The organism is Klebsiella terrigena (assembly GCF_012029655.1).
Lineage (GTDB): Bacteria > Pseudomonadota > Gammaproteobacteria > Enterobacterales > Enterobacteriaceae > Klebsiella > Klebsiella terrigena.
This window is the reverse complement of the sequence record NZ_CP050508.1, coordinates 289619-306310: the sequence shown is the minus strand read 5'-3', so window position 1 is coordinate 306310 and position 16692 is coordinate 289619. Positions and strand designations below refer to the sequence as shown.

The 16692-nt window shown below is 61.1% G+C and carries 19 protein-coding genes; 17 read left to right on the top strand and 2 right to left on the bottom strand.

From position 1 onward, the window contains the following. Positions 1-24 precede the first annotated feature (24 nt). Complete coding sequence (locus tag HCK03_RS01395; protein ID WP_167692382.1) at positions 25-375, bottom strand: DUF2500 domain-containing protein; 351 nt, start codon at positions 373-375, stop codon at positions 25-27. A gap of 191 nt (positions 376-566) precedes the next feature. On the opposite strand from HCK03_RS01395, the gene HCK03_RS01390 reads away from it, so the two are divergent. Beyond that, positions 567-1193 carry a lysoplasmalogenase gene (locus tag HCK03_RS01390; RefSeq protein ID WP_076946171.1) on the top strand — a complete coding sequence of 209 codons (627 nt, stop codon included), beginning with the start codon at positions 567-569 and terminating at the stop codon, positions 1191-1193. Positions 1194-1271: 78 nt separating this feature from the next. Beyond that, complete coding sequence (gene zntA, locus HCK03_RS01385; RefSeq protein ID WP_167691055.1) at positions 1272-3464, top strand: Zn(II)/Cd(II)/Pb(II) translocating P-type ATPase ZntA; 2193 nt, start codon at positions 1272-1274, stop codon at positions 3462-3464. 39 nt (positions 3465-3503) lie between these two features. Here the strand turns inward: zntA and tusA are convergent, their stop codons facing one another. Continuing rightward, positions 3504-3749: a sulfurtransferase TusA gene (tusA, locus tag HCK03_RS01380; RefSeq protein WP_041147480.1), complete on the bottom strand. Its 246-nt coding sequence runs from the start codon at positions 3747-3749 to the stop codon at positions 3504-3506. 233 nt (positions 3750-3982) lie between these two features. On the opposite strand from tusA, the gene HCK03_RS01375 reads away from it, so the two are divergent. From HCK03_RS01375 to HCK03_RS01305, 15 genes are all read left to right on the top strand, one after another. Beyond that, entirely contained in the window at positions 3983-4648 is a 666-nt protein-coding gene (locus tag HCK03_RS01375) for a 7-cyano-7-deazaguanine/7-aminomethyl-7-deazaguanine transporter (protein ID WP_167691054.1), read from the top strand. A gap of 73 nt (positions 4649-4721) precedes the next feature. Beyond that, the gene (locus HCK03_RS01370; protein WP_076946173.1) at positions 4722-5279 is read left to right on the top strand and encodes a DcrB family lipoprotein; all 558 of its coding nucleotides are present in this window, start codon (positions 4722-4724) and stop codon (positions 5277-5279) included. Positions 5280-5949: 670 nt separating this feature from the next. Continuing rightward, entirely contained in the window at positions 5950-6339 is a 390-nt protein-coding gene (locus tag HCK03_RS01365) for an LptM family lipoprotein (protein WP_041143066.1), read from the top strand. 455 nt (positions 6340-6794) lie between these two features. Then, entirely contained in the window at positions 6795-7517 is a 723-nt protein-coding gene (locus HCK03_RS01360; RefSeq protein WP_167691053.1) for a beta-ketoacyl synthase chain length factor, read from the top strand. Continuing rightward, positions 7514-8329, top strand: coding sequence for a lysophospholipid acyltransferase family protein (locus HCK03_RS01355; RefSeq protein WP_135183873.1), 816 nt, complete (start codon positions 7514-7516; stop codon positions 8327-8329). Before HCK03_RS01360 ends, HCK03_RS01355 begins: the two co-directional genes overlap by 4 nt. Beyond that, on the top strand, positions 8310-8567 hold the full coding sequence (locus HCK03_RS01350) for a phosphopantetheine-binding protein (protein WP_041143069.1): 258 nt from the start codon (positions 8310-8312) through the stop codon (positions 8565-8567). The genes HCK03_RS01355 and HCK03_RS01350 overlap by 20 nt, the downstream gene beginning before the upstream one ends. A gap of 10 nt (positions 8568-8577) precedes the next feature. Then, on the top strand, positions 8578-8829 hold the full coding sequence (locus tag HCK03_RS01345) for an acyl carrier protein (RefSeq protein ID WP_045853985.1): 252 nt from the start codon (positions 8578-8580) through the stop codon (positions 8827-8829). Positions 8830-8834: 5 nt separating this feature from the next. Then, positions 8835-9416, top strand: a complete 582-nt coding sequence (locus HCK03_RS01340; protein ID WP_167691052.1) for a COG4648 family protein — start codon at positions 8835-8837, stop codon at positions 9414-9416. Next, entirely contained in the window at positions 9413-10771 is a 1359-nt protein-coding gene (locus HCK03_RS01335; RefSeq protein ID WP_167691051.1) for an AMP-binding protein, read from the top strand. The genes HCK03_RS01340 and HCK03_RS01335 overlap by 4 nt, the downstream gene beginning before the upstream one ends. Next, complete coding sequence (locus HCK03_RS01330; RefSeq protein WP_167691050.1) at positions 10758-11111, top strand: beta-hydroxyacyl-ACP dehydratase; 354 nt, start codon at positions 10758-10760, stop codon at positions 11109-11111. Before HCK03_RS01335 ends, HCK03_RS01330 begins: the two co-directional genes overlap by 14 nt. Then, entirely contained in the window at positions 11102-12790 is a 1689-nt protein-coding gene (locus HCK03_RS01325; protein ID WP_167691049.1) for a glycosyltransferase family 2 protein, read from the top strand. The genes HCK03_RS01330 and HCK03_RS01325 overlap by 10 nt, the downstream gene beginning before the upstream one ends. A gap of 3 nt (positions 12791-12793) precedes the next feature. Further along, the gene (locus tag HCK03_RS01320; RefSeq protein ID WP_041143075.1) at positions 12794-13216 is read left to right on the top strand and encodes an acyl-CoA thioesterase; all 423 of its coding nucleotides are present in this window, start codon (positions 12794-12796) and stop codon (positions 13214-13216) included. After that, entirely contained in the window at positions 13213-13818 is a 606-nt protein-coding gene (locus HCK03_RS01315; RefSeq protein ID WP_076946182.1) for an outer membrane lipoprotein carrier protein LolA, read from the top strand. Before HCK03_RS01320 ends, HCK03_RS01315 begins: the two co-directional genes overlap by 4 nt. After that, positions 13787-16111, top strand: a complete 2325-nt coding sequence (locus HCK03_RS01310) for an MMPL family transporter (protein WP_167691048.1) — start codon at positions 13787-13789, stop codon at positions 16109-16111. The genes HCK03_RS01315 and HCK03_RS01310 overlap by 32 nt, the downstream gene beginning before the upstream one ends. After that, positions 16108-16692, top strand: a complete 585-nt coding sequence (locus tag HCK03_RS01305) for a DUF3261 domain-containing protein (RefSeq protein ID WP_167691047.1) — start codon at positions 16108-16110, stop codon at positions 16690-16692. The genes HCK03_RS01310 and HCK03_RS01305 overlap by 4 nt, the downstream gene beginning before the upstream one ends.

Genomic DNA, 16692 nt, shown 5'->3' with positions numbered 1-16692 from the left:
GTAGCATAGCCGGACGCAGCAGGCTCAAGGATCTGGCGTAAACGCGACAAACCTTGAGCCTTTGTAGCTCAGCATTCCCCTGTCGCCAACGCTAAGCGCATGATACTGCGCCTCTTCGAGACGAAAGCTGACTTCGAGCCCGCCGCTTTCCGGCCTGAAGCTGACGTCATAGCGCATCTCGCTGCCGGCCGGGGCGACGGCTTGCTGGCGCGAACGACGATCGTTAATCACCTTCTCCCGCTTGTTGCTCACCACCACCTGCCTTTGCAGCAGCGGCGCGGCGTCGTTGTCCCTGCCTTCCCGTCGCTGCTGCGCATAGCGAACCGATGCCGCCACCACAATGATGGCCACGACGATAATAAAAAACAGCGGGATCTTACTCATTCATCTTACCCCCAGGAATTCTCAGGAATCAGCATACCGTGCCTTGATTAACGTTGTCATCTGCCCTCCCGAGCCACTACACTGAACATTAGTACCGTCAGTACAACTACTTATACCCTATGCATTTCGGGTTGCGGCCTGTAAGGCGGCGGGTATAGCGATAACAGATACAGGGACTCACTATGCTTTGGTCGTTTATTGCTGTCTGTTTTTCCGCATGGCTTTACGTCGATGCGTCCTATCGTGGGCCAACGTGGCAACGTTGGTTGTTTAAACCCGTTACGCTCATTCTCCTGCTGCTGCTTGCCTGGCAGGCGCCGATGTTCAACGCCATCAGCTACCTGGTGCTGGCCGGTCTGTGCGCCTCGCTGGTCGGCGACGCGCTGACGCTGCTGCCGCGCCAGCGGGTGATGTACGCCGTCGGCGCCTTTTTCCTTTCGCATCTGCTCTATACCATCTGGTTTGCCAGCCAGATGACGCTGTCATTTTTCTGGCCGCTGCCGCTGGTGCTGCTGGTCGTTGGCGCGCTGCTGCTGGCGGTAATCTGGACCCGGCTGGAAGAGATGCGCCTGCCGGTATTCACCTTTATCGGCATGACGCTGGTGATGGTCTGGCTGGCGGGCGAGCTGTGGTTCGTGCGCCCGACCGATACCGCCCTCTCCGGCTTTATCGGCGCCGCCTTCCTGCTGCTGGGGAATATTGTCTGGCTGGTCAGCCACTATCGCCGCCGCTTCCGCGCCGATAACGCGATTGCCGCCGCCTTCTACTTCGCCGGACACTTCCTGATCGTGCGTGCGCTGTACCTCTAATTTAGCGCTTGACTCTGGAGTAGACTCCAGAGTGTATCCTCTGGGCAATGAGAAAATTATCATTACCCGGAGGGTCCCATGTCGACTCCAGAAGCTCAGGATAAAAAAGTCCCACAGTTCTCGTCATTCAAATTAAAACCCGCAGCCGCACAGCCTGACAGCTGCTGTACGGACTCCTCCTGCGCGGCGCAAGCCCGCCAAGAACCCCTGGAAACCGCGCGCTACAGCTGGTTAATCGACGGCATGGACTGCGCCGCCTGCGCCCGCAAGGTCGAGAACGCCGTACGCCAGGTGCCGGGCGTCAGCCAGGTACAGGTGCTGTTTGCCACGCAAAAGCTGCTGGTGAACGCCGGGAGCGATATCCGCCCGCAGGTGGAAAGCGCGGTGCGCTCGGCGGGATATACCCTGCGCGATGAAGAGACTCCGCAGCAGGAAATCTCCCGGCTGCGGGAGAATCTGCCGCTAATAACCCTGGTGCTGATGATGGCGCTGAGCTGGGGGCTGGAGCAGTTCAACCACCCTTTCGGCGAGCTGGCCTTCGTTGCCACCACCCTCGTTGGCCTGTGGCCGGTCGCGCGCCAGGCGGTGCGTTTGATGAGAAGCGGCAGCTGGTTTGCCATTGAAACGCTAATGAGCGTCGCCGCCATCGGGGCGCTGTTTATCGGTGCCACCGCCGAAGCCGCGATGGTGCTGCTGCTGTTCCTGATCGGCGAACGCCTTGAAGGCTGGGCCGCCAGCCGCGCTCGCCAGGGCGTCAGCGCGCTCATGGCCCTCAAGCCCGATACCGCCACGCGGATCCGCGACGGCGTGCGGGAAACCGTCGCCCAGCGCGACCTGCGCCCCGGGGATCTGATTGAGGTCGCCGCCGGCGGACGCCTGCCCGCCGATGGTCAGCTGATGACGCCGTTTGCCAGCTTCGATGAGAGCGCGTTAACCGGCGAATCCGTCCCGGTGGAACGCAGCGCCGGCCAGCGCGTGGCGGCAGGCGCAACCAGCGTCGACCGTCTGGTGCAGCTGACGGTCATCTCCGAACCCGGCGACAGCGCAATCGATCGTATTCTGAAGCTGATTGAGGAAGCCGAAGAGCGCCGGGCGCCCATCGAGCGTTTTATCGATCGCTTTAGCCGCATTTATACCCCGGCCATTATGCTCGTTGCCCTGCTGGTAGCCGTCGTACCGCCGCTGCTTTTTGCCGGTGCCTGGCTGCCGTGGATCTACAAGGGGCTGACGCTGCTGCTGATCGGCTGCCCGTGCGCGCTGGTGATTTCCACCCCGGCGGCAATCACCTCCGGGCTGGCGGTCGCGGCCCGTCGCGGTGCGCTGATTAAAGGCGGCGCCGCGCTTGAACAGCTGGGCCAGATTCGCCAGGTCGCCTTTGATAAAACCGGCACCCTGACCGTCGGCCAGCCGCGCGTGAGCGCAGCGATCGTCACCGCCGACATCGATGAGAACGACCTGCTGGCGCTGGCCGCCGCGGTGGAGCAAGGTTCCAGCCATCCGCTGGCCCAGGCCATCGTCCGCGAAGCGCAGCAGCGGGGGCTGAATATCCCCACCGCCAGCGCCCAGCGCGCGCTGGCCGGTTCCGGCATCGAAGCCGACGTTGCCGGCCGCCGGGTGCTGATTTGCGCGGCAGGTAAAGGCGCGGCGGCGGCGTATGAAGAGCAGATCCAGCAGTTGGAGAGCGCCGGCCAAACGGTGGTGCTGGTGCTGCGTGAGGATATCCTGCTCGGCATTCTGGCGCTGCGCGATACCCTGCGCGACGACGCCCGCCAGGCGGTTGAAGATCTGCGTCAGCTCGGCGTACAGGGGGTGATCCTGACCGGCGATAACCCGCGCGCGGCGGCGGCCATCGCCGACGAGCTGGGGCTGGCGTTCCGCGCCGGGCTGCTGCCTGCCGATAAGGTCACGGCGGTGATGGCGCTCAACGCCGAAGCGCCGCTGGCGATGGTCGGCGACGGCATCAACGACGCGCCGGCCATGAAGGCGGCCACCATCGGCATTGCGATGGGCAGCGGTACCGACGTGGCGCTGGAGACCGCCGACGCGGCGTTAACCCATAACCGCTTAACCGGCCTGGCGCAGATGATTTCGCTGGCTCGCGCCACCCATGCCAACATCCGGCAGAACATTGCGATTGCGCTGGGACTGAAGGGGATTTTCCTGATAACCACGCTGCTCGGCCTGACCGGACTTTGGCTGGCGGTGCTGGCGGATACCGGCGCCACGGTGCTGGTCACCGTCAACGCCCTGCGGCTGTTGCGCCAGAAGTAGCGGACGCGCTCCCCGCTGGCGCAGCGCTTAGCGGGGAGTTCAGTGGTTTTTACGAATCAAATAGCGGTACGGCAGGGCGCTAATCTCCTGCGCCACCAGCTCATGCTCCATAAAGCGGCAAAAGCCGGGAATATCGCGGGTTGTCGCCGGATCGTCGGCGATAATCAGCAGCGTCTCGCCAACCGGCATCGTACGCACGGCCTTGCGCACCATCATTACCGGCTCGGGGCAGCGCAGCCCCTGTGCATCCAAAGTGTGGTCAGGACTGGAAAAAAGTTCGCTCATTTTCATCTCACGTCAACAAAACGGCCCTAGTTTACCCCCACCCGCACGCGACGCAAGCCAGGTTAACGTTTGCGCGAAAAACAACCGTTGCATTACGCTCTCAACGCAGTATCATGCAGCCGTTTTTAATTGGGTTCCCTCACCCCAAATTTCAGTCCCTCACTCATTCATGTTGTAGAAAAGCGGCGACGCCTCTGCAGCCTGAAGGATAACGGGCATAAAAAGGTCACAATATGAATCCCTTTACTACCGTACAGCGTAAAAAAGCGCTGGTCTGGCTATCGCTATTCCATTTGCTGGTGATCACCTCCAGTAACTATCTGGTGCAGCTACCGATCTCCATTTTTGGTTTCCATACCACCTGGGGCGCGTTCAGCTTTCCGTTTATCTTCCTCGCCACCGATCTGACGGTACGCATTTTTGGCGCACCGCTGGCGCGACGCATCATCCTCGCGGTAATGGTCCCGGCGCTGCTGATCTCCTATGGCGTCTCCGCGCTGTTTTATATGGGCGAATGGCAGGGCTTTGCCGCACTGATGCACTTCAACCTGTTCGTGGCGCGTATCGCGGCCGCCAGCTTTATGGCCTATGCGCTGGGGCAGATCCTCGACGTCCACGTCTTTAACCGCCTGCGTCAAAACCGCCGCTGGTGGCTGGCGCCCACCGCCTCGACGCTGTTTGGCAACGTCAGCGACACGCTGGCCTTTTTCTTTATCGCCTTCTGGCGCAGCCCGGACCCGTTTATGGCGGCCCACTGGGGAGAAATCGCCATCGTTGACTACTGCTTCAAGGTGCTGATTAGCATCGTATTCTTCCTGCCGATGTACGGCATGTTGTTGAATATGCTGCTGAAAAAAATGGCGGATAAATCTGATTTGTCAGCATTGCAGCCAGGTTAAGAGTACTCGCAGACTGATGTGATAAGATAAGCGAATGAGCCGTTAATGGCCGTTTATCGAAAGGAAGATGTCAATGCGCAATTTGGTTAAATATGTCGGTATTGGCCTGCTGGTTGTGGGCCTTGCGGCCTGTGATAACAGCGATTCAAAAGCGCCAACCGAAGGGGCTGCGGCTGAAAGCAACGCCAGCGGACAAACCGTGAGCCTGCTGGACGGCAAACTGAGCTTCTCCCTGCCCGCTGGGATGACTGACCAGAGCGGGAAGCTGGGTACTCAGGCCAACAACATGCACGTCTATTCTGATGTCACAGGTCAGAAAGCGGTGATCGTGATTGTGGGCGACAGCACCACTGAAGAGCTGTCCGTACTGGCTCAGCGTCTGGAAGAGCAGCAGCGCAGCCGCGATCCGCAGCTGCAGGTCGTGACCAATAAATCCGTTGAGATCAAAGGCCACACGCTGCAGCAGCTGGACAGCATCATCTCCGCCAAAGGACAGACCGCCTGGTCTTCGGTTCTTCTCGGCAAGGTAGATGACAAGCTGCTGACCCTGCAGATCACTCTGCCGGCGGACAACCAGCAGCAGGCGCAGACTGCGGCGGAAAACATCATCAATACCCTGACCATTCAGTAACTCACGGTCAGAGGTTATGGCCTCCGGTGTCGCCACCGGGGGCCATTTTTTTTGGCCGCCGCCCCGACGGCACCGCGATCGTCAGCCGCGGGCAAATTAAACATCGCTCCCGGCCAATCCGCAGCCGGAAGCGAACTCCTTCAGGCGCCGGTTGCGGTATTCAGGTTCAGCGGATATGCCCCACTCGATGTTTCCCCGTTACCACGTCATCCGGTGAAAAACAGCTACCAGAACTGAATATTGATTTACGTCATTCACGGCTTAAATCGGGGAAATAAAACAGAATTCCCGCTGCCCCCGGCAGCCGGAGATATAATACCCCCATTATATAGCCGGGTAATAGTTTGCTTATTATTAAATGATGAGAATGATATGACTGAATAAGCCGACTGATTAATTTGATGGTGAAGAATAGCGAGGATTGTATAATTTTTGTGAATTTTAGGCTATCAAAGTAAATTTTAACCATATGAAATCCATCATCATTACTCATTGCCGCTGGTGACCTCGCGATCTATGCTTTATGATGAAAAACCTTCTCGCCTGACGTCAAAACGGAAAACGTGCGAGATATTTACCTGAGACATAATTCCGGCCCGGTGAGACTGATATTAATTATTCTTAGCATTGGGCATCTCATCATATACCCATAATTCGACAGGAAGCGTTCATGAAAAAGGTTGTTAAGTGGCTGGCAGCTATTGCCGTTATCGGGACATTGGCAGGCTGCGCCCGTACGGCGCCCATCGAACAAATTCAGACCACGGTCAGCGCTGGCCATACCGATGCTCAGGTAAAAAATGCTATTTTCCGAGCCGGCGTACAGCGCCAGTGGATAATGTCAGAAACGGCGCCGGGTATTATCAAAGCCCGCCAGCAGGCGCGCGATCACGTCGCTGAAGTGCAAATTAACTATTCCGCGACCGGTTATTCTATTCGTTACGTCAGCAGCCTCAACCTGATGGCCTCCGGCGGTGAAATCCATAAAAACTATAACCGCTGGGTACATAATTTAGATAAAGACATCCAGGTTAATTTGGCTGCGGGAAGCGCGCTGTAAGCATTCGCTCTCCGCGCTTCGGCGTGAAGTGATTAGGGTTCTTACCCCTAAAGAGGAATATAGCGCCCGGCGCTATATCGGCATCATCCCGCTAACGCCAGCCGGCAATCGCCTGAAGGCCCGCGGGATAATGCCGAACCGCCATTTGATTCGGCATTATCCTATGTATTCGCAAGCCGGCCTGTATGATATGTGGTGGTCGCGGCAGAAAATGCGCGTCAGGCGGCGGACGGAACGATGAAAATATTCGGCTCGTGCTCTTAGATTTGCCACAATAAATTGCACTGATGCGCGAAAATATCGAAAATACGCGAAATCGATCGGCAAATAATGCGGGCTGCGGCGCGCCCGATAACCTGGCGTCGGTCATACTGTATTGGCAGGCCAGCAGAAAAATAACAAGGTGGCGTTAAAAAACGCTACCGGAATCACCGATTTACCGCGGACTCGCGTTGATGAAATTTGCACTAAACATAATTGACTGGCAGGGCAGAGCCCCAGGACTAAGCGAAACGACGCAGTGGCAGCAGTGGTCACGGCTTTCGCACGCCATCGATCCGGCGGCACCTCAGGCAAAGCTGAGCGAACTACCGATGATGACCGCCAGACGACTCAGCTCCGGCAGCCGGCTTGCCGTTGAGTGCGGGCTGGCGATGCTGCGCCGCCATCGCATCGATGCCGTACTGTACACCAGCCGCCACGGCGAGCTTGAACGCAACTACCGCATCCTGCACGCGCTGGCGACGGAGCAGGCGCTCTCCCCGACTGACTTCGCGCTCTCGGTGCATAATTCAGCGGTCGGTAACCTGACCATTGCCGCCCAAAGGCCGATCGTCTCCTCTTCACTCTCCGCCGGGCGGGATACCTTCCAGCAGGGGCTGTGCGAAGCGATGTGCCTCCTGCAGGCGGGCTATCAGCGCGTGCTGATGGTTGATTTCGACGGCCATCTCCCGGAGTTTTATCACCCCTATCTTCCCCCTGCGATGCCGACCTGGCCCTACGCGCTCGCGCTGGTTATCGAAGCGGGCGAAGAGTGGCGCTGCTCGACGCAGCGCGCCGCACCGAGCGAAGAGGCGGAGCTGCCGCAGAGCCTGCAGTTTTTACGCCACTATCTGCAGGAGAGCTCGGCCTTTACCCTCGCCGGCGAGCGCCTGCAGTGGCAGTGGAGCCGCTCATGAACGGCGTTCCATCACGCATAAATCGCGCCTGGCGCGGGCTGATGACCGGCGTCTGCTTCGCGCTGTTCGGTCTTGGCGGGCTGCTGCTCTCCTTAGTCTGGTTTAACCTGCTGCTGGTGGTGGTCAGAGATAAATCTCGCCGCCGTCGCCTGGCGCGACGCAGCATCTCGGCCAGCTTTCGCCTCTTCTTAACGGTGGTCAAAGCCGTTGGGGTGCTGGATTACCGGATCCTGGGCGCCGAGCTCCTGCGCCAGGAGCGCGGATGCCTGGTGGTGGCTAACCATCCCAGCCTTATCGACTACGTGATGCTGGCTTCGATCATGCCCGAGACCGACTGCCTGGTAAAAAGCGCCCTGCTGAAAAACCCGTTCGTCAGCGGCGTGATCCGCGCGGCGGACTATTTAATTAACGATCAGGCCGATGCGCTACTGCCCGCCAGCCGACAGCGCCTGCAGCAGGGCGATACCATCTTAATTTTCCCGGAGGGAACCCGCACCCTGCCGGGTGAACCCATGGTCCTTCAGCGCGGCGCGGCCAATATTGCCGTGCGCTGCGCCAGCGATTTGCGCGTAGTGGTCATTCGCTGCAGCGAACATATGCTGGGCAAAAACAGTAAATGGTACGATGCGCCGGCAACCCGGCCCCTGTTTACCATCGAGGTAGGCGAGCGGGTGCAGATCGCCCAGTTTTACGACGATAACTCACAAGAACCGTCGCTGGCAGCAAGACAGCTAAATCGGCATATTTTGCTTCAATTACAATCAGGTACTACGCCTACTTCAGGAATTAATGATGCAAGCGCTCTATCTTGAACTGAAAAATCTCATCATCAACACGTTGAATCTGGAAGAGCTGTCGGCTGACGACATCGACGCCGACGCGGCGCTCTTTGGCGATGGTCTCGGCCTCGACTCCATTGACGCCCTGGAACTGGGGCTGGCGGTGAAAAACCGCTACGGCGTGGTGCTTTCCGCCGAAAGCGACGAGATGCGCCAGCACTTCTACTCCGTCGCGACCCTGGCCGCGTTCATCCACGCTCAACGTACCTGAGGCACCACCCATGACTGAATCACATGATATTTATGCAGAAGTCTCGGCGCTTCTGGTTAAGCTGTTTGAAATCGACCCGCAGGAGATCCGCCCGGAAGCGCGTCTGTACGAAGACCTCGAGCTGGACAGCATTGACGCCGTCGATATGATCGTCCACCTGCAAAAGAAAACCAGCAAGAAAATTAAGCCGGAAGAGTTTAAGGCCGTGCGTACCGTACAGGACGTGGTTGATGCGGTTGAACGCTTGTCCCGAGAAGCCTGACCCGCATGTCGGAAGCCCCTTCATCTAAGGGTATACAGCTGCTAACGAGCCTGCTCCTGCTGGCCTGGCCATTTTTAATCTGGCTGGGCCTCGCGCGCAACAGCCTGCACTGGCTGCTCCCCTTGATGGCGCTGATTCTACTGTTACGCTTTCGCCAGGCCCGGCGACAGGCGGGACCGCTGCACGCCGTCACCCGGCTGGTGGCGCTGGCGGGTATGGCACTCTGTACCGCCAGCTACCTGCTCAAAACGCATCAGCTGCTGCTGTTTTATCCGCTGGTGGTCAACGCCGTCATGCTCGCCGTTTTCGGCGGCTCGCTGTGGTCCACGATGCCGGTTGTTGAACGGCTGGCGCGCCTGCGCGACCCGCAGCTTTCCGCGGCCGGCGTACGCTACACCCGTCGGGTGACGCAAATCTGGTGCGGCCTCTTTATTCTTAACGGCGGCATGGCGCTCTTTACCGCGCTGTATGGCGATATGGCGCTATGGACGGCGTGGAACGGCATGATTGCCTATCTGCTGATCGGCACGCTGATGGCCGCAGAGTGGCTGGTGCGCCAGCGGATGATAAAGCGAGAGTCGTCATGATAGTGCCTCTCTCACTGGCGCGCTGGCTGGACGCTTCGCGTCCGTCGGACACGCCGATCGCCTGGCTGGATGAGCAAACCTGGACCCTCGGCCATTTGCGCTACGACGTGGCGCAGTGGGTCGAACGGCTGCAACAGCACGATGCCGAACGCTGGGCGCTGTGCTTTGAGGACAGCTACCTCTTTCTCGTCGCGCTGCTGGCGACGCTGCACGCGCATAAAATCCCGGTGATCCCTGGACATAGCCGCAGCTCGCTGCTGAACGAGCAGCGAGCGCTGTTTGACGGCGTACTCAGCGACAGGCTCCTCGACTGGCACGGACCCTCGCTGGTCATCGGCAGCGCGCGCCGCGCGATGGCAGAGCCCGCCGCGTTTTGCCGCATCGCCGGGGACGCCTGCGTAGAGCTGTTTACCTCAGGCTCAACCGGGAAGCCCAAGCGGGTTATCAAACCGATCGCCCATCTTGACTGCGAAGCCGAGCTGCTGGCCGCGCGCTTCGCCACCCGCCTCGAGGGCTGCCGCATCGTGGCCTCGGTGGTGCCTCAGCACCTCTACGGGCTCACCTTTCGCATCTTTCTGCCGATGGCTCTCGGCCTGCCGCTCCACGCGGCGATGCTCTTTTACGCCGAGCAGCTCAGCGCCCTGAGCCAGCAGCACCGCTATGCGTTTATCAGCAGCCCGGCGTTTTTGAAACGCCTCGATCCCCATCTGACGCCGCCGCCGGTAGCGCTCGTCCTGTCTGCCGGCGGCCAGCTTCCCTCGGAAGATGTCGCCAAGGCGGCGGCCTGGCTGAAGGTCTGGACGGACGAAATTTATGGCAGCACCGAAACCGGCGTGATCGCCTGGCGTTCGCGGCGCCAGGAAGAGGCGGCCTGGCAGCCCTTTGCCGGCATCAGGCTGCTGCAGCAGGGGGAGACTTTCCGCCTGTTTTCACCGCTTATCGCCGATGAAGACGGGCTGTTAATCGACGATACCCTGGAATTCACCGCCAACGGCCAGTTTCGCCTGACCGGACGGCGTGGGCGGGTGGTCAAAATTGAAGAGAAGCGGATTTCGCTCAGTGAAATAGAACTCAGGCTCCAGAACCTGCCGGGGATCCGCGAAGCCGTGGCTCTGCCGGTCACCCGCGGCGATCGCCAGGGGATTGGCGCGCTGCTGGTGCTGGATGCGCAAACCCGTCAGCGCTGGCAGCACGAGGGCAAAATCCTTGAGCAGCAGTGGCGCCAGGCGCTGCGCCCGACGCTGGAACCGGTGGCGATCCCCCGCTACTGGCGCGTGATTGACGACATCCCGGTCAACAGTATGAACAAGCGTGTCTATGCGCAACTACAGGAATTTTTTCATGATACCCCATGAAATAGAGCGCCATCAGGCACAGCCGCAGCAGGTTGAAATCGTCCTGCACCTCGACCCTAACCTCTTCTGGTTCGGCGGCCATTTTGCCGTACAGCCGCTGCTGCCAGGCGTCGCGCAGCTCGACTGGGTGATGCACTACGCCACCACGCTGCTGGCGCCGGGCTGGCGCTTTCACAGCATTCAGAACGTCAAATTCCAGGCGCCGCTGCTGCCGGAGACCACCGTCACGCTGGCCCTGAGCTGGCAGGAAGCGCACCAGATACTGGCCTTTAGCTATCAGCGCCACGACGGCGACGCGCGCCATACCGCCAGCAGCGGGAAGATTCGCCTGTGTCGCTAACCTTCCGCCCCTGCGTGGTGATCCCCTGCTACAACCACGGGGCAATGATGGCGCGCGTGCTGGCCCAACTGCAGCCGTTCGACCTGCCCTGCATCGTGGTGGACGACGGCAGCAGCGAGGAGACGCGCCTGCAGCTGAACGAGCTGGCGGCGCGGGAGCCAAACCTCACGCTGATTCGGCTGGCCGAGAACGCCGGCAAAGGGGTGGCGGTGATCCGCGGGCTGCAGGCCGCCGCCGAAGCCGGCTATAGCCACGCCGTGCAGGTCGACGCCGACGGCCAGCACGCCATCGAAGATATTCCGCAGCTGCTCGAGCTGGCCCGCCGCCATCCAGCGGCGCTGATTTCCGGCCAGCCGATTTACGACGACTCCATTCCCCGCTCGCGCCTGTACGGACGCTGGATAACGCACGTTTGGGTATGGTTCGAAACGCTATCGCTGCAGCTGAAAGACAGCATGTGCGGGTTTCGCGTTTACCCGATAGCGCCAACGCTGCGCCTGGCGCACCGCGTCGCCCTCGGCCAGCGCATGGATTTTGATACCGAAGTCATGGTCCGCCTCTACTGGCAGGGCAACCCCAGCTATTTTGTGCCGACGCGCGTCACCTATCCGCCGGACGGGCTCTCTCATTTTGACGCCTTTAAGGACAACTGCCGCATCTCCTGGATGCATACCCGCCTGTTCCTCGGCATGCTGCCGCGCATCCCCTCCCTGCTGCTGCGCCGCTCCCCCGTACACTGGGCGCAGCAGCAGGAGGTCAAAGGGCTGTGGGGCATGCGCCTGATGCTGCTGGTGTGGCGTCTGCTGGGACGCAAAGCGTTTTCGCTGCTGCTCTATCCGGTGGTTGCGGTCTACTGGCTCAGCGCGCACCGCGCCCGCCGTGCCTCCCGCAGCTGGCTCTCCCGCGTGCGGACGCAGCTTCGCGCCCGGCAGCAGCCGCTGCCTGCGCTGAACAGCTATCGCCACTTTCTGCGCTTTGGCCATGCGATGCTCGATAAAATCGCCGGCTGGCGCGGCGAGCTCCGCTTCGATCGCGATGTGGTTTTTGCGCCCGGCGCTGAGGAAACGCTGCACAGCAGCGCCCCTGGCGGCAAGCTGCTGCTGGCCTCGCATCTGGGCGACGTCGAAGCCTGCCGGGCGCTGGCGCAGCTGCAGGGCACCAAAACCATCAATGCGCTGGTGTTTAGCGACAACGCCCGCCGCTTTAAGCAAATTATGCAGGAGATGGCGCCCCAGGCCGGGCTGAACCTGATACCGGTAACCGATATCGGTCCGGATACCGCCATCCTGCTGAAAGAGAAGCTGGAGCGCGGAGAATGGATTGCGATCGTCGGCGACCGCATTGCGGTGACGCCCCAGCGCGGCGGCACGTGGCGCGTCTGCTGGAGCCCGTTTATGGGCCAGCCCGCGCCGTTCCCGCAGGGGCCCTTTATTCTGGCATCGGTCCTGCGCTGCCCGGTACAGCTGATCTTCGCCCTCCGCCAGCAGGACAAGCTGCATATTCACTGTGAACCGTTCGCCGACCCGCTGATCCTGCCGCGCGCCGGGCGCGAGGAGGCGATCCAAAACTCGGTCGATCGCTACGCCAGCCGCCTCGAGCACTACGCCCTGCGCTCGCCGCTGGACTGGTTTAATTTTTTCGATTTCTGGCAGCTGCCAGACGCCAAAGAGAAGGAGTAAAGGGTGCTTAACGATCCCCGTTTTACTGCCGAAGTAGAGCTGACCGTCCCGTTTCACGACGTCGATATGATGGGCGTGGTGTGGCACGGCAACTACTTCCGCTACTTCGAGATCGCCCGCGAGGCGCTGCTCAATCAGTTCAACTACGGCTACCGGCAGATGAAGGAGTCCGGCTACCTGTGGCCGGTCGTCGACACCCGCGTTAAGTACCGCGACGTGCTCACCTTTGAACAGCGCTTTCGCGTGCGCGCCCGCCTCGAAGAGTATGAGAACCGGCTGCGCATTGGCTATGAGATCGTCGACGCGGCCAGCGGAAAACGGACCACCACCGGCTACACCATTCAGGTCGCGGTAGAGGAGAAAAGCCGGGAAATGAGCTTCGTCAGCCCGGATATTCTGTTTGAACGCATGGGGGTCACGCCATGAAACTCTGGCCCCTGCTGGCGCTGCTCGTCTGCCCGCTGGTCAGCGCGCTGACGCTCGACGATCTGCAGCAGCGCTTCACCGAGCAGCCGGTTATCCGCGCCCACTTCGATCAAACCCGCACCATCAAGGATCTGCCGCAGCCGCTGCGATCCCAGGGAACGATGCTGATCGCCCGCGATAAGGGCCTGCTGTGGGATCAAACCCAGCCGTTCCCGATGCAGCTGCTGCTCGACGACAGGCGAATGGTGCAGGCGATTAACGGCCAGCCGCCGCAGGTCATCACCGCCGAGAGCAACCCGCAGATGTTTCAGTTCAACCATCTGCTGCGGGCGCTGTTCCAGGCCGATCGCCGGGTGCTGGAGCAGAACTTCCGCGTTGAATTCAACGATGCGGGCGCAGGCCGCTGGACGCTGCGCCTGACGCCGATAGCCACGCCGCTGGATAAAATCTTCGCCACCATCGATCTCGGCGGACAGGCCTACCTGGAACGCATTCAGCTAAACGATAAGCAGGGCGACCGCACCGATATCACCCTTTCTCAACATCAACTTACGCCAGCGCAACTGACCGATGACGAACGCCAACGATTTGCTGCACAGTAACCGCAGGAGCTTCGCGCTGCTGTGGGGGCTCGCCTGCCTGGTGATGCTGGGCGTGCTGCTGACGCTGCTGCCGCAGTCGCGGATGAACAGCAGCGTGCTGGCGATGCTGCCGAAACAGGCGCTTGGCGCCGTTCCTCCGAGCCTCAATGAGGGCTTTATGCAGCGCCTTGACCGACAGCTGGTGTGGCTGGTCAGCCCCGGCAAGCAGGCCGACCCGCAGGTGGCCCGCGAGTGGCTCAGACTGCTGCAGAACGCCCACGCGCTGGCGACGGTGAAGGGCCCGATGGATGCCGCCAGCCAGCAGGCCTGGGGCACTTTTTTCTGGCAGCACCGCAACGGACTGATTGACGATGCCACCCGCGCCCGCCTGCAAAACGGCGGCGAAGCCCAGGCGCAGTGGATCCTCTCTCAGCTCTACTCCGCCTTCTCCGGCGTCAGCGGCAAAGAGCTGCAAAATGACCCGCTGATGCTGATGCGCGGCTCACAGCTGGCGATGGCGAAAAACGGCCAGCGTATGCAGCTGAAGGATGGCTGGCTGGTGACCGAGGATAAGCAGGGCAACCAGTGGTATCTGCTGCACGGCGAGCTGGCGGGTTCGTCGTTTGATATGCAGCAAACGCATCGTCTTGTGACCACCCTCTCCGCCCTGGAAGCCGAGCTCAAGGCCCGCTATCCGCAGGCTCAGCTGCTCTCGCGCGGCACGGTATTTTACAGCGACTACGCCAGCCAGCAGGCAAAACGGGATATCTCAACCCTCGGCGTGGCCACCATCCTGGGCGTTATTCTGCTCATCGTCGCGGTCTTTCGCTCGCTGCGTCCGCTGATCCTGAGCCTGATCTCCATCGGCATCGGCGCGCTGGCGGGCACCGTCGCCACGCTGCTGCTGTTCGGCGAGCTGCACCTGATGACGCTGGTAATGAGCATGAGCATTATCGGTATTTCCGCCGATTACACGCTCTACTACCTGACCGAGCGGATGGTGCACGGAGGCGAGGTCACGCCGTGGCAAAGCCTCGCCAAGGTACGCAACGCGCTGCTACTGGCGCTCCTTACGGTGGTCGTAGCCTATCTGATCATGATGCTCGCGCCCTTCCCCGGCATTCGCCAGATGTCGGTATTCGCCGCCGCCGGGCTCAGCGCCTCCTGCCTGACGGTTATCTTCTGGCATCCGCTGCTCTCCCGCGGCCTGCCGGTGCGTCCGGTGCCGGCGATGGTTCTGATGCTGCGCTGGCTGGCGGCATGGCGACGCAATAAAAAGCTCACCATCGGCCTGCCGGTCGCCCTCGCGCTGTGCTCGCTGGCGGGGATCGCCACCCTGCGCGTCGACGACGATATTTCACAGCTACAGGCGCTGCCGCAGCCCCTGCTGGCGCAGGAAAAGACGATCGCGGCCTTAACCGGCCAGGGCGTCGATCAGAAGTGGTTCGTGGTCTACGGGCGGACGCCGCAGCAAACGCTGGAGCGGCTGGAAGCCTTTACGCCGGCGCTGGAACAGGCGCAGCGGCAGGGGCTGCTTAACGGCTACCGGACGATCCCCCTGAACTCGCTGGCCCGTCAGCATCAGGATCTGGCGCTGCTGAAGGCCGCCTCCCCGGCGGTAAGCCGCGTGCTGCAAAGCGCCGGGCTGCAGGCGATCAATCCGGATCTCAGTCCCATGCCGGTCACCGTGGACGCCTGGCTTGCCAGCCCGGCCAGCGAAGGCTGGCGTCTGCTATGGATAACCCTGCAGAACGGCGAGAGCGGCGTGCTGGTGCCGGTTGACGGCGTGAAGGAGAGCCCGATGTTGAAGGCCCTTGGCGCAAAATATAGCGGCGTGGCGTGGGTCGACAGGAAAAGCGCTTTCGACGAGCTCTTCGCCCTCTATCGCCATTTGCTCACCGGGCTGCTGGGTATCGCCCTGGCGACCATCGCCTGCGGGGCGGTTCTGCGCCTCGGCTGGCGTAAAGGGCTTATCAGCCTCCTGCCTTCGGTGCTCTCATTAGGCTGCGGCCTCGCGGCGCTCTCCTTCAGCGGCCACTCGCTCAATCTGTTCTCGCTGCTGGCGCTGGTGCTGGTGCTGGGGATTGGCATCAACTACACGCTGTTCTTCAGCAACCCGCGCGGCACGCCGCTGACCTCGCTGCTGGCCGTTACCCTGGCCATGATGACCACGCTGCTGACCCTCGGCATGCTGGTATTTAGCTCAACCCAGGCGATCGCCAGCTTTGGCATCGTGCTGGTCAGCGGGATTTTCACCGCCTTCCTGCTATCGCCCCTGGCGATGCCCGGCAAAAAAGGGAAACACAGACGATGATGACGTTCAGATTTGGCCGCGCCCTCGCGCTGATTGCCACCTTAGCCCTTGCCGGCTGCGGCCATTCGCAGAAGGCGCAGCAGGACCGCCCGCAGGCGTGGCTGGAGCCGGGCACCCTAGTGACGCTCCCGGCGCCGGGCATCTCGCCGACGCTCAGCTCACAGCAGCTGCTGACCGGCAGCTTTAACGGCCAGACCCAGTCGCTGCTGGTGATGCTCAACGCCGATGCGCACAGGGTGACGCTGGCCGGGCTCTCATCGGTGGGCATTCGCCTGTTCCTCGTCACCTATGATGAAAAAGGCGTGCATACCGAACAGTCGATCGTGGTGCCGCAGATGCCGCCCGCCAGTCAGGTGCTGGCCGACGTGATGCTCAGCCACTGGCCGATAGCGGCCTGGCAGCCGCAGCTGCCGAAAGGCTGGACGCTGACCGACGCCGGCGACAGGCGCGAGGTGCGCAACGCCCGCGGCAGGCTGGTGACGGAAATCACCTATCTGAACCGCAAAGGCCGCCGTGAGCCCATCAGCATTCAGCAGCACGCCTTCGGCTACCACATCACCATTCAATACCTGGGTGACTGA

Bases quoted from the DNA above. Each gene is read 5' to 3' on its own strand.
- zntA (WP_167691055.1), top strand. From the start codon at position 1,272: ATGTCGACTCCAGAAGCTCAGGATAAAAAAGTCCCACAGTTCTCGTCA.
- HCK03_RS01355 (WP_135183873.1), top strand. From the start codon at position 7,514: ATGAACGGCGTTCCATCACGCATAAATCGCGCCTGGCGCGGGCTGATG.
- HCK03_RS01315 (WP_076946182.1), top strand. From the start codon at position 13,213: ATGAAACTCTGGCCCCTGCTGGCGCTGCTCGTCTGCCCGCTGGTCAGC.
- HCK03_RS01365 (WP_041143066.1), top strand. From the start codon at position 5,950: ATGAAAAAGGTTGTTAAGTGGCTGGCAGCTATTGCCGTTATCGGGACA.
- HCK03_RS01335 (WP_167691051.1), top strand. From the start codon at position 9,413: ATGATAGTGCCTCTCTCACTGGCGCGCTGGCTGGACGCTTCGCGTCCG.
- HCK03_RS01340 (WP_167691052.1), top strand. From the start codon at position 8,835: ATGTCGGAAGCCCCTTCATCTAAGGGTATACAGCTGCTAACGAGCCTG.
- HCK03_RS01370 (WP_076946173.1), top strand. From the start codon at position 4,722: ATGCGCAATTTGGTTAAATATGTCGGTATTGGCCTGCTGGTTGTGGGC.
- HCK03_RS01375 (WP_167691054.1), top strand. From the start codon at position 3,983: ATGAATCCCTTTACTACCGTACAGCGTAAAAAAGCGCTGGTCTGGCTA.
- HCK03_RS01350 (WP_041143069.1), top strand. From the start codon at position 8,310: ATGCAAGCGCTCTATCTTGAACTGAAAAATCTCATCATCAACACGTTG.
- tusA (WP_041147480.1), bottom strand. From the start codon at position 3,749: ATGAGCGAACTTTTTTCCAGTCCTGACCACACTTTGGATGCACAGGGG.
- HCK03_RS01360 (WP_167691053.1), top strand. From the start codon at position 6,795: ATGAAATTTGCACTAAACATAATTGACTGGCAGGGCAGAGCCCCAGGA.
- HCK03_RS01345 (WP_045853985.1), top strand. From the start codon at position 8,578: ATGACTGAATCACATGATATTTATGCAGAAGTCTCGGCGCTTCTGGTT.
- HCK03_RS01310 (WP_167691048.1), top strand. From the start codon at position 13,787: ATGACGAACGCCAACGATTTGCTGCACAGTAACCGCAGGAGCTTCGCG.
- HCK03_RS01390 (WP_076946171.1), top strand. From the start codon at position 567: ATGCTTTGGTCGTTTATTGCTGTCTGTTTTTCCGCATGGCTTTACGTC.
- HCK03_RS01305 (WP_167691047.1), top strand. From the start codon at position 16,108: ATGATGACGTTCAGATTTGGCCGCGCCCTCGCGCTGATTGCCACCTTA.
- HCK03_RS01330 (WP_167691050.1), top strand. From the start codon at position 10,758: ATGATACCCCATGAAATAGAGCGCCATCAGGCACAGCCGCAGCAGGTT.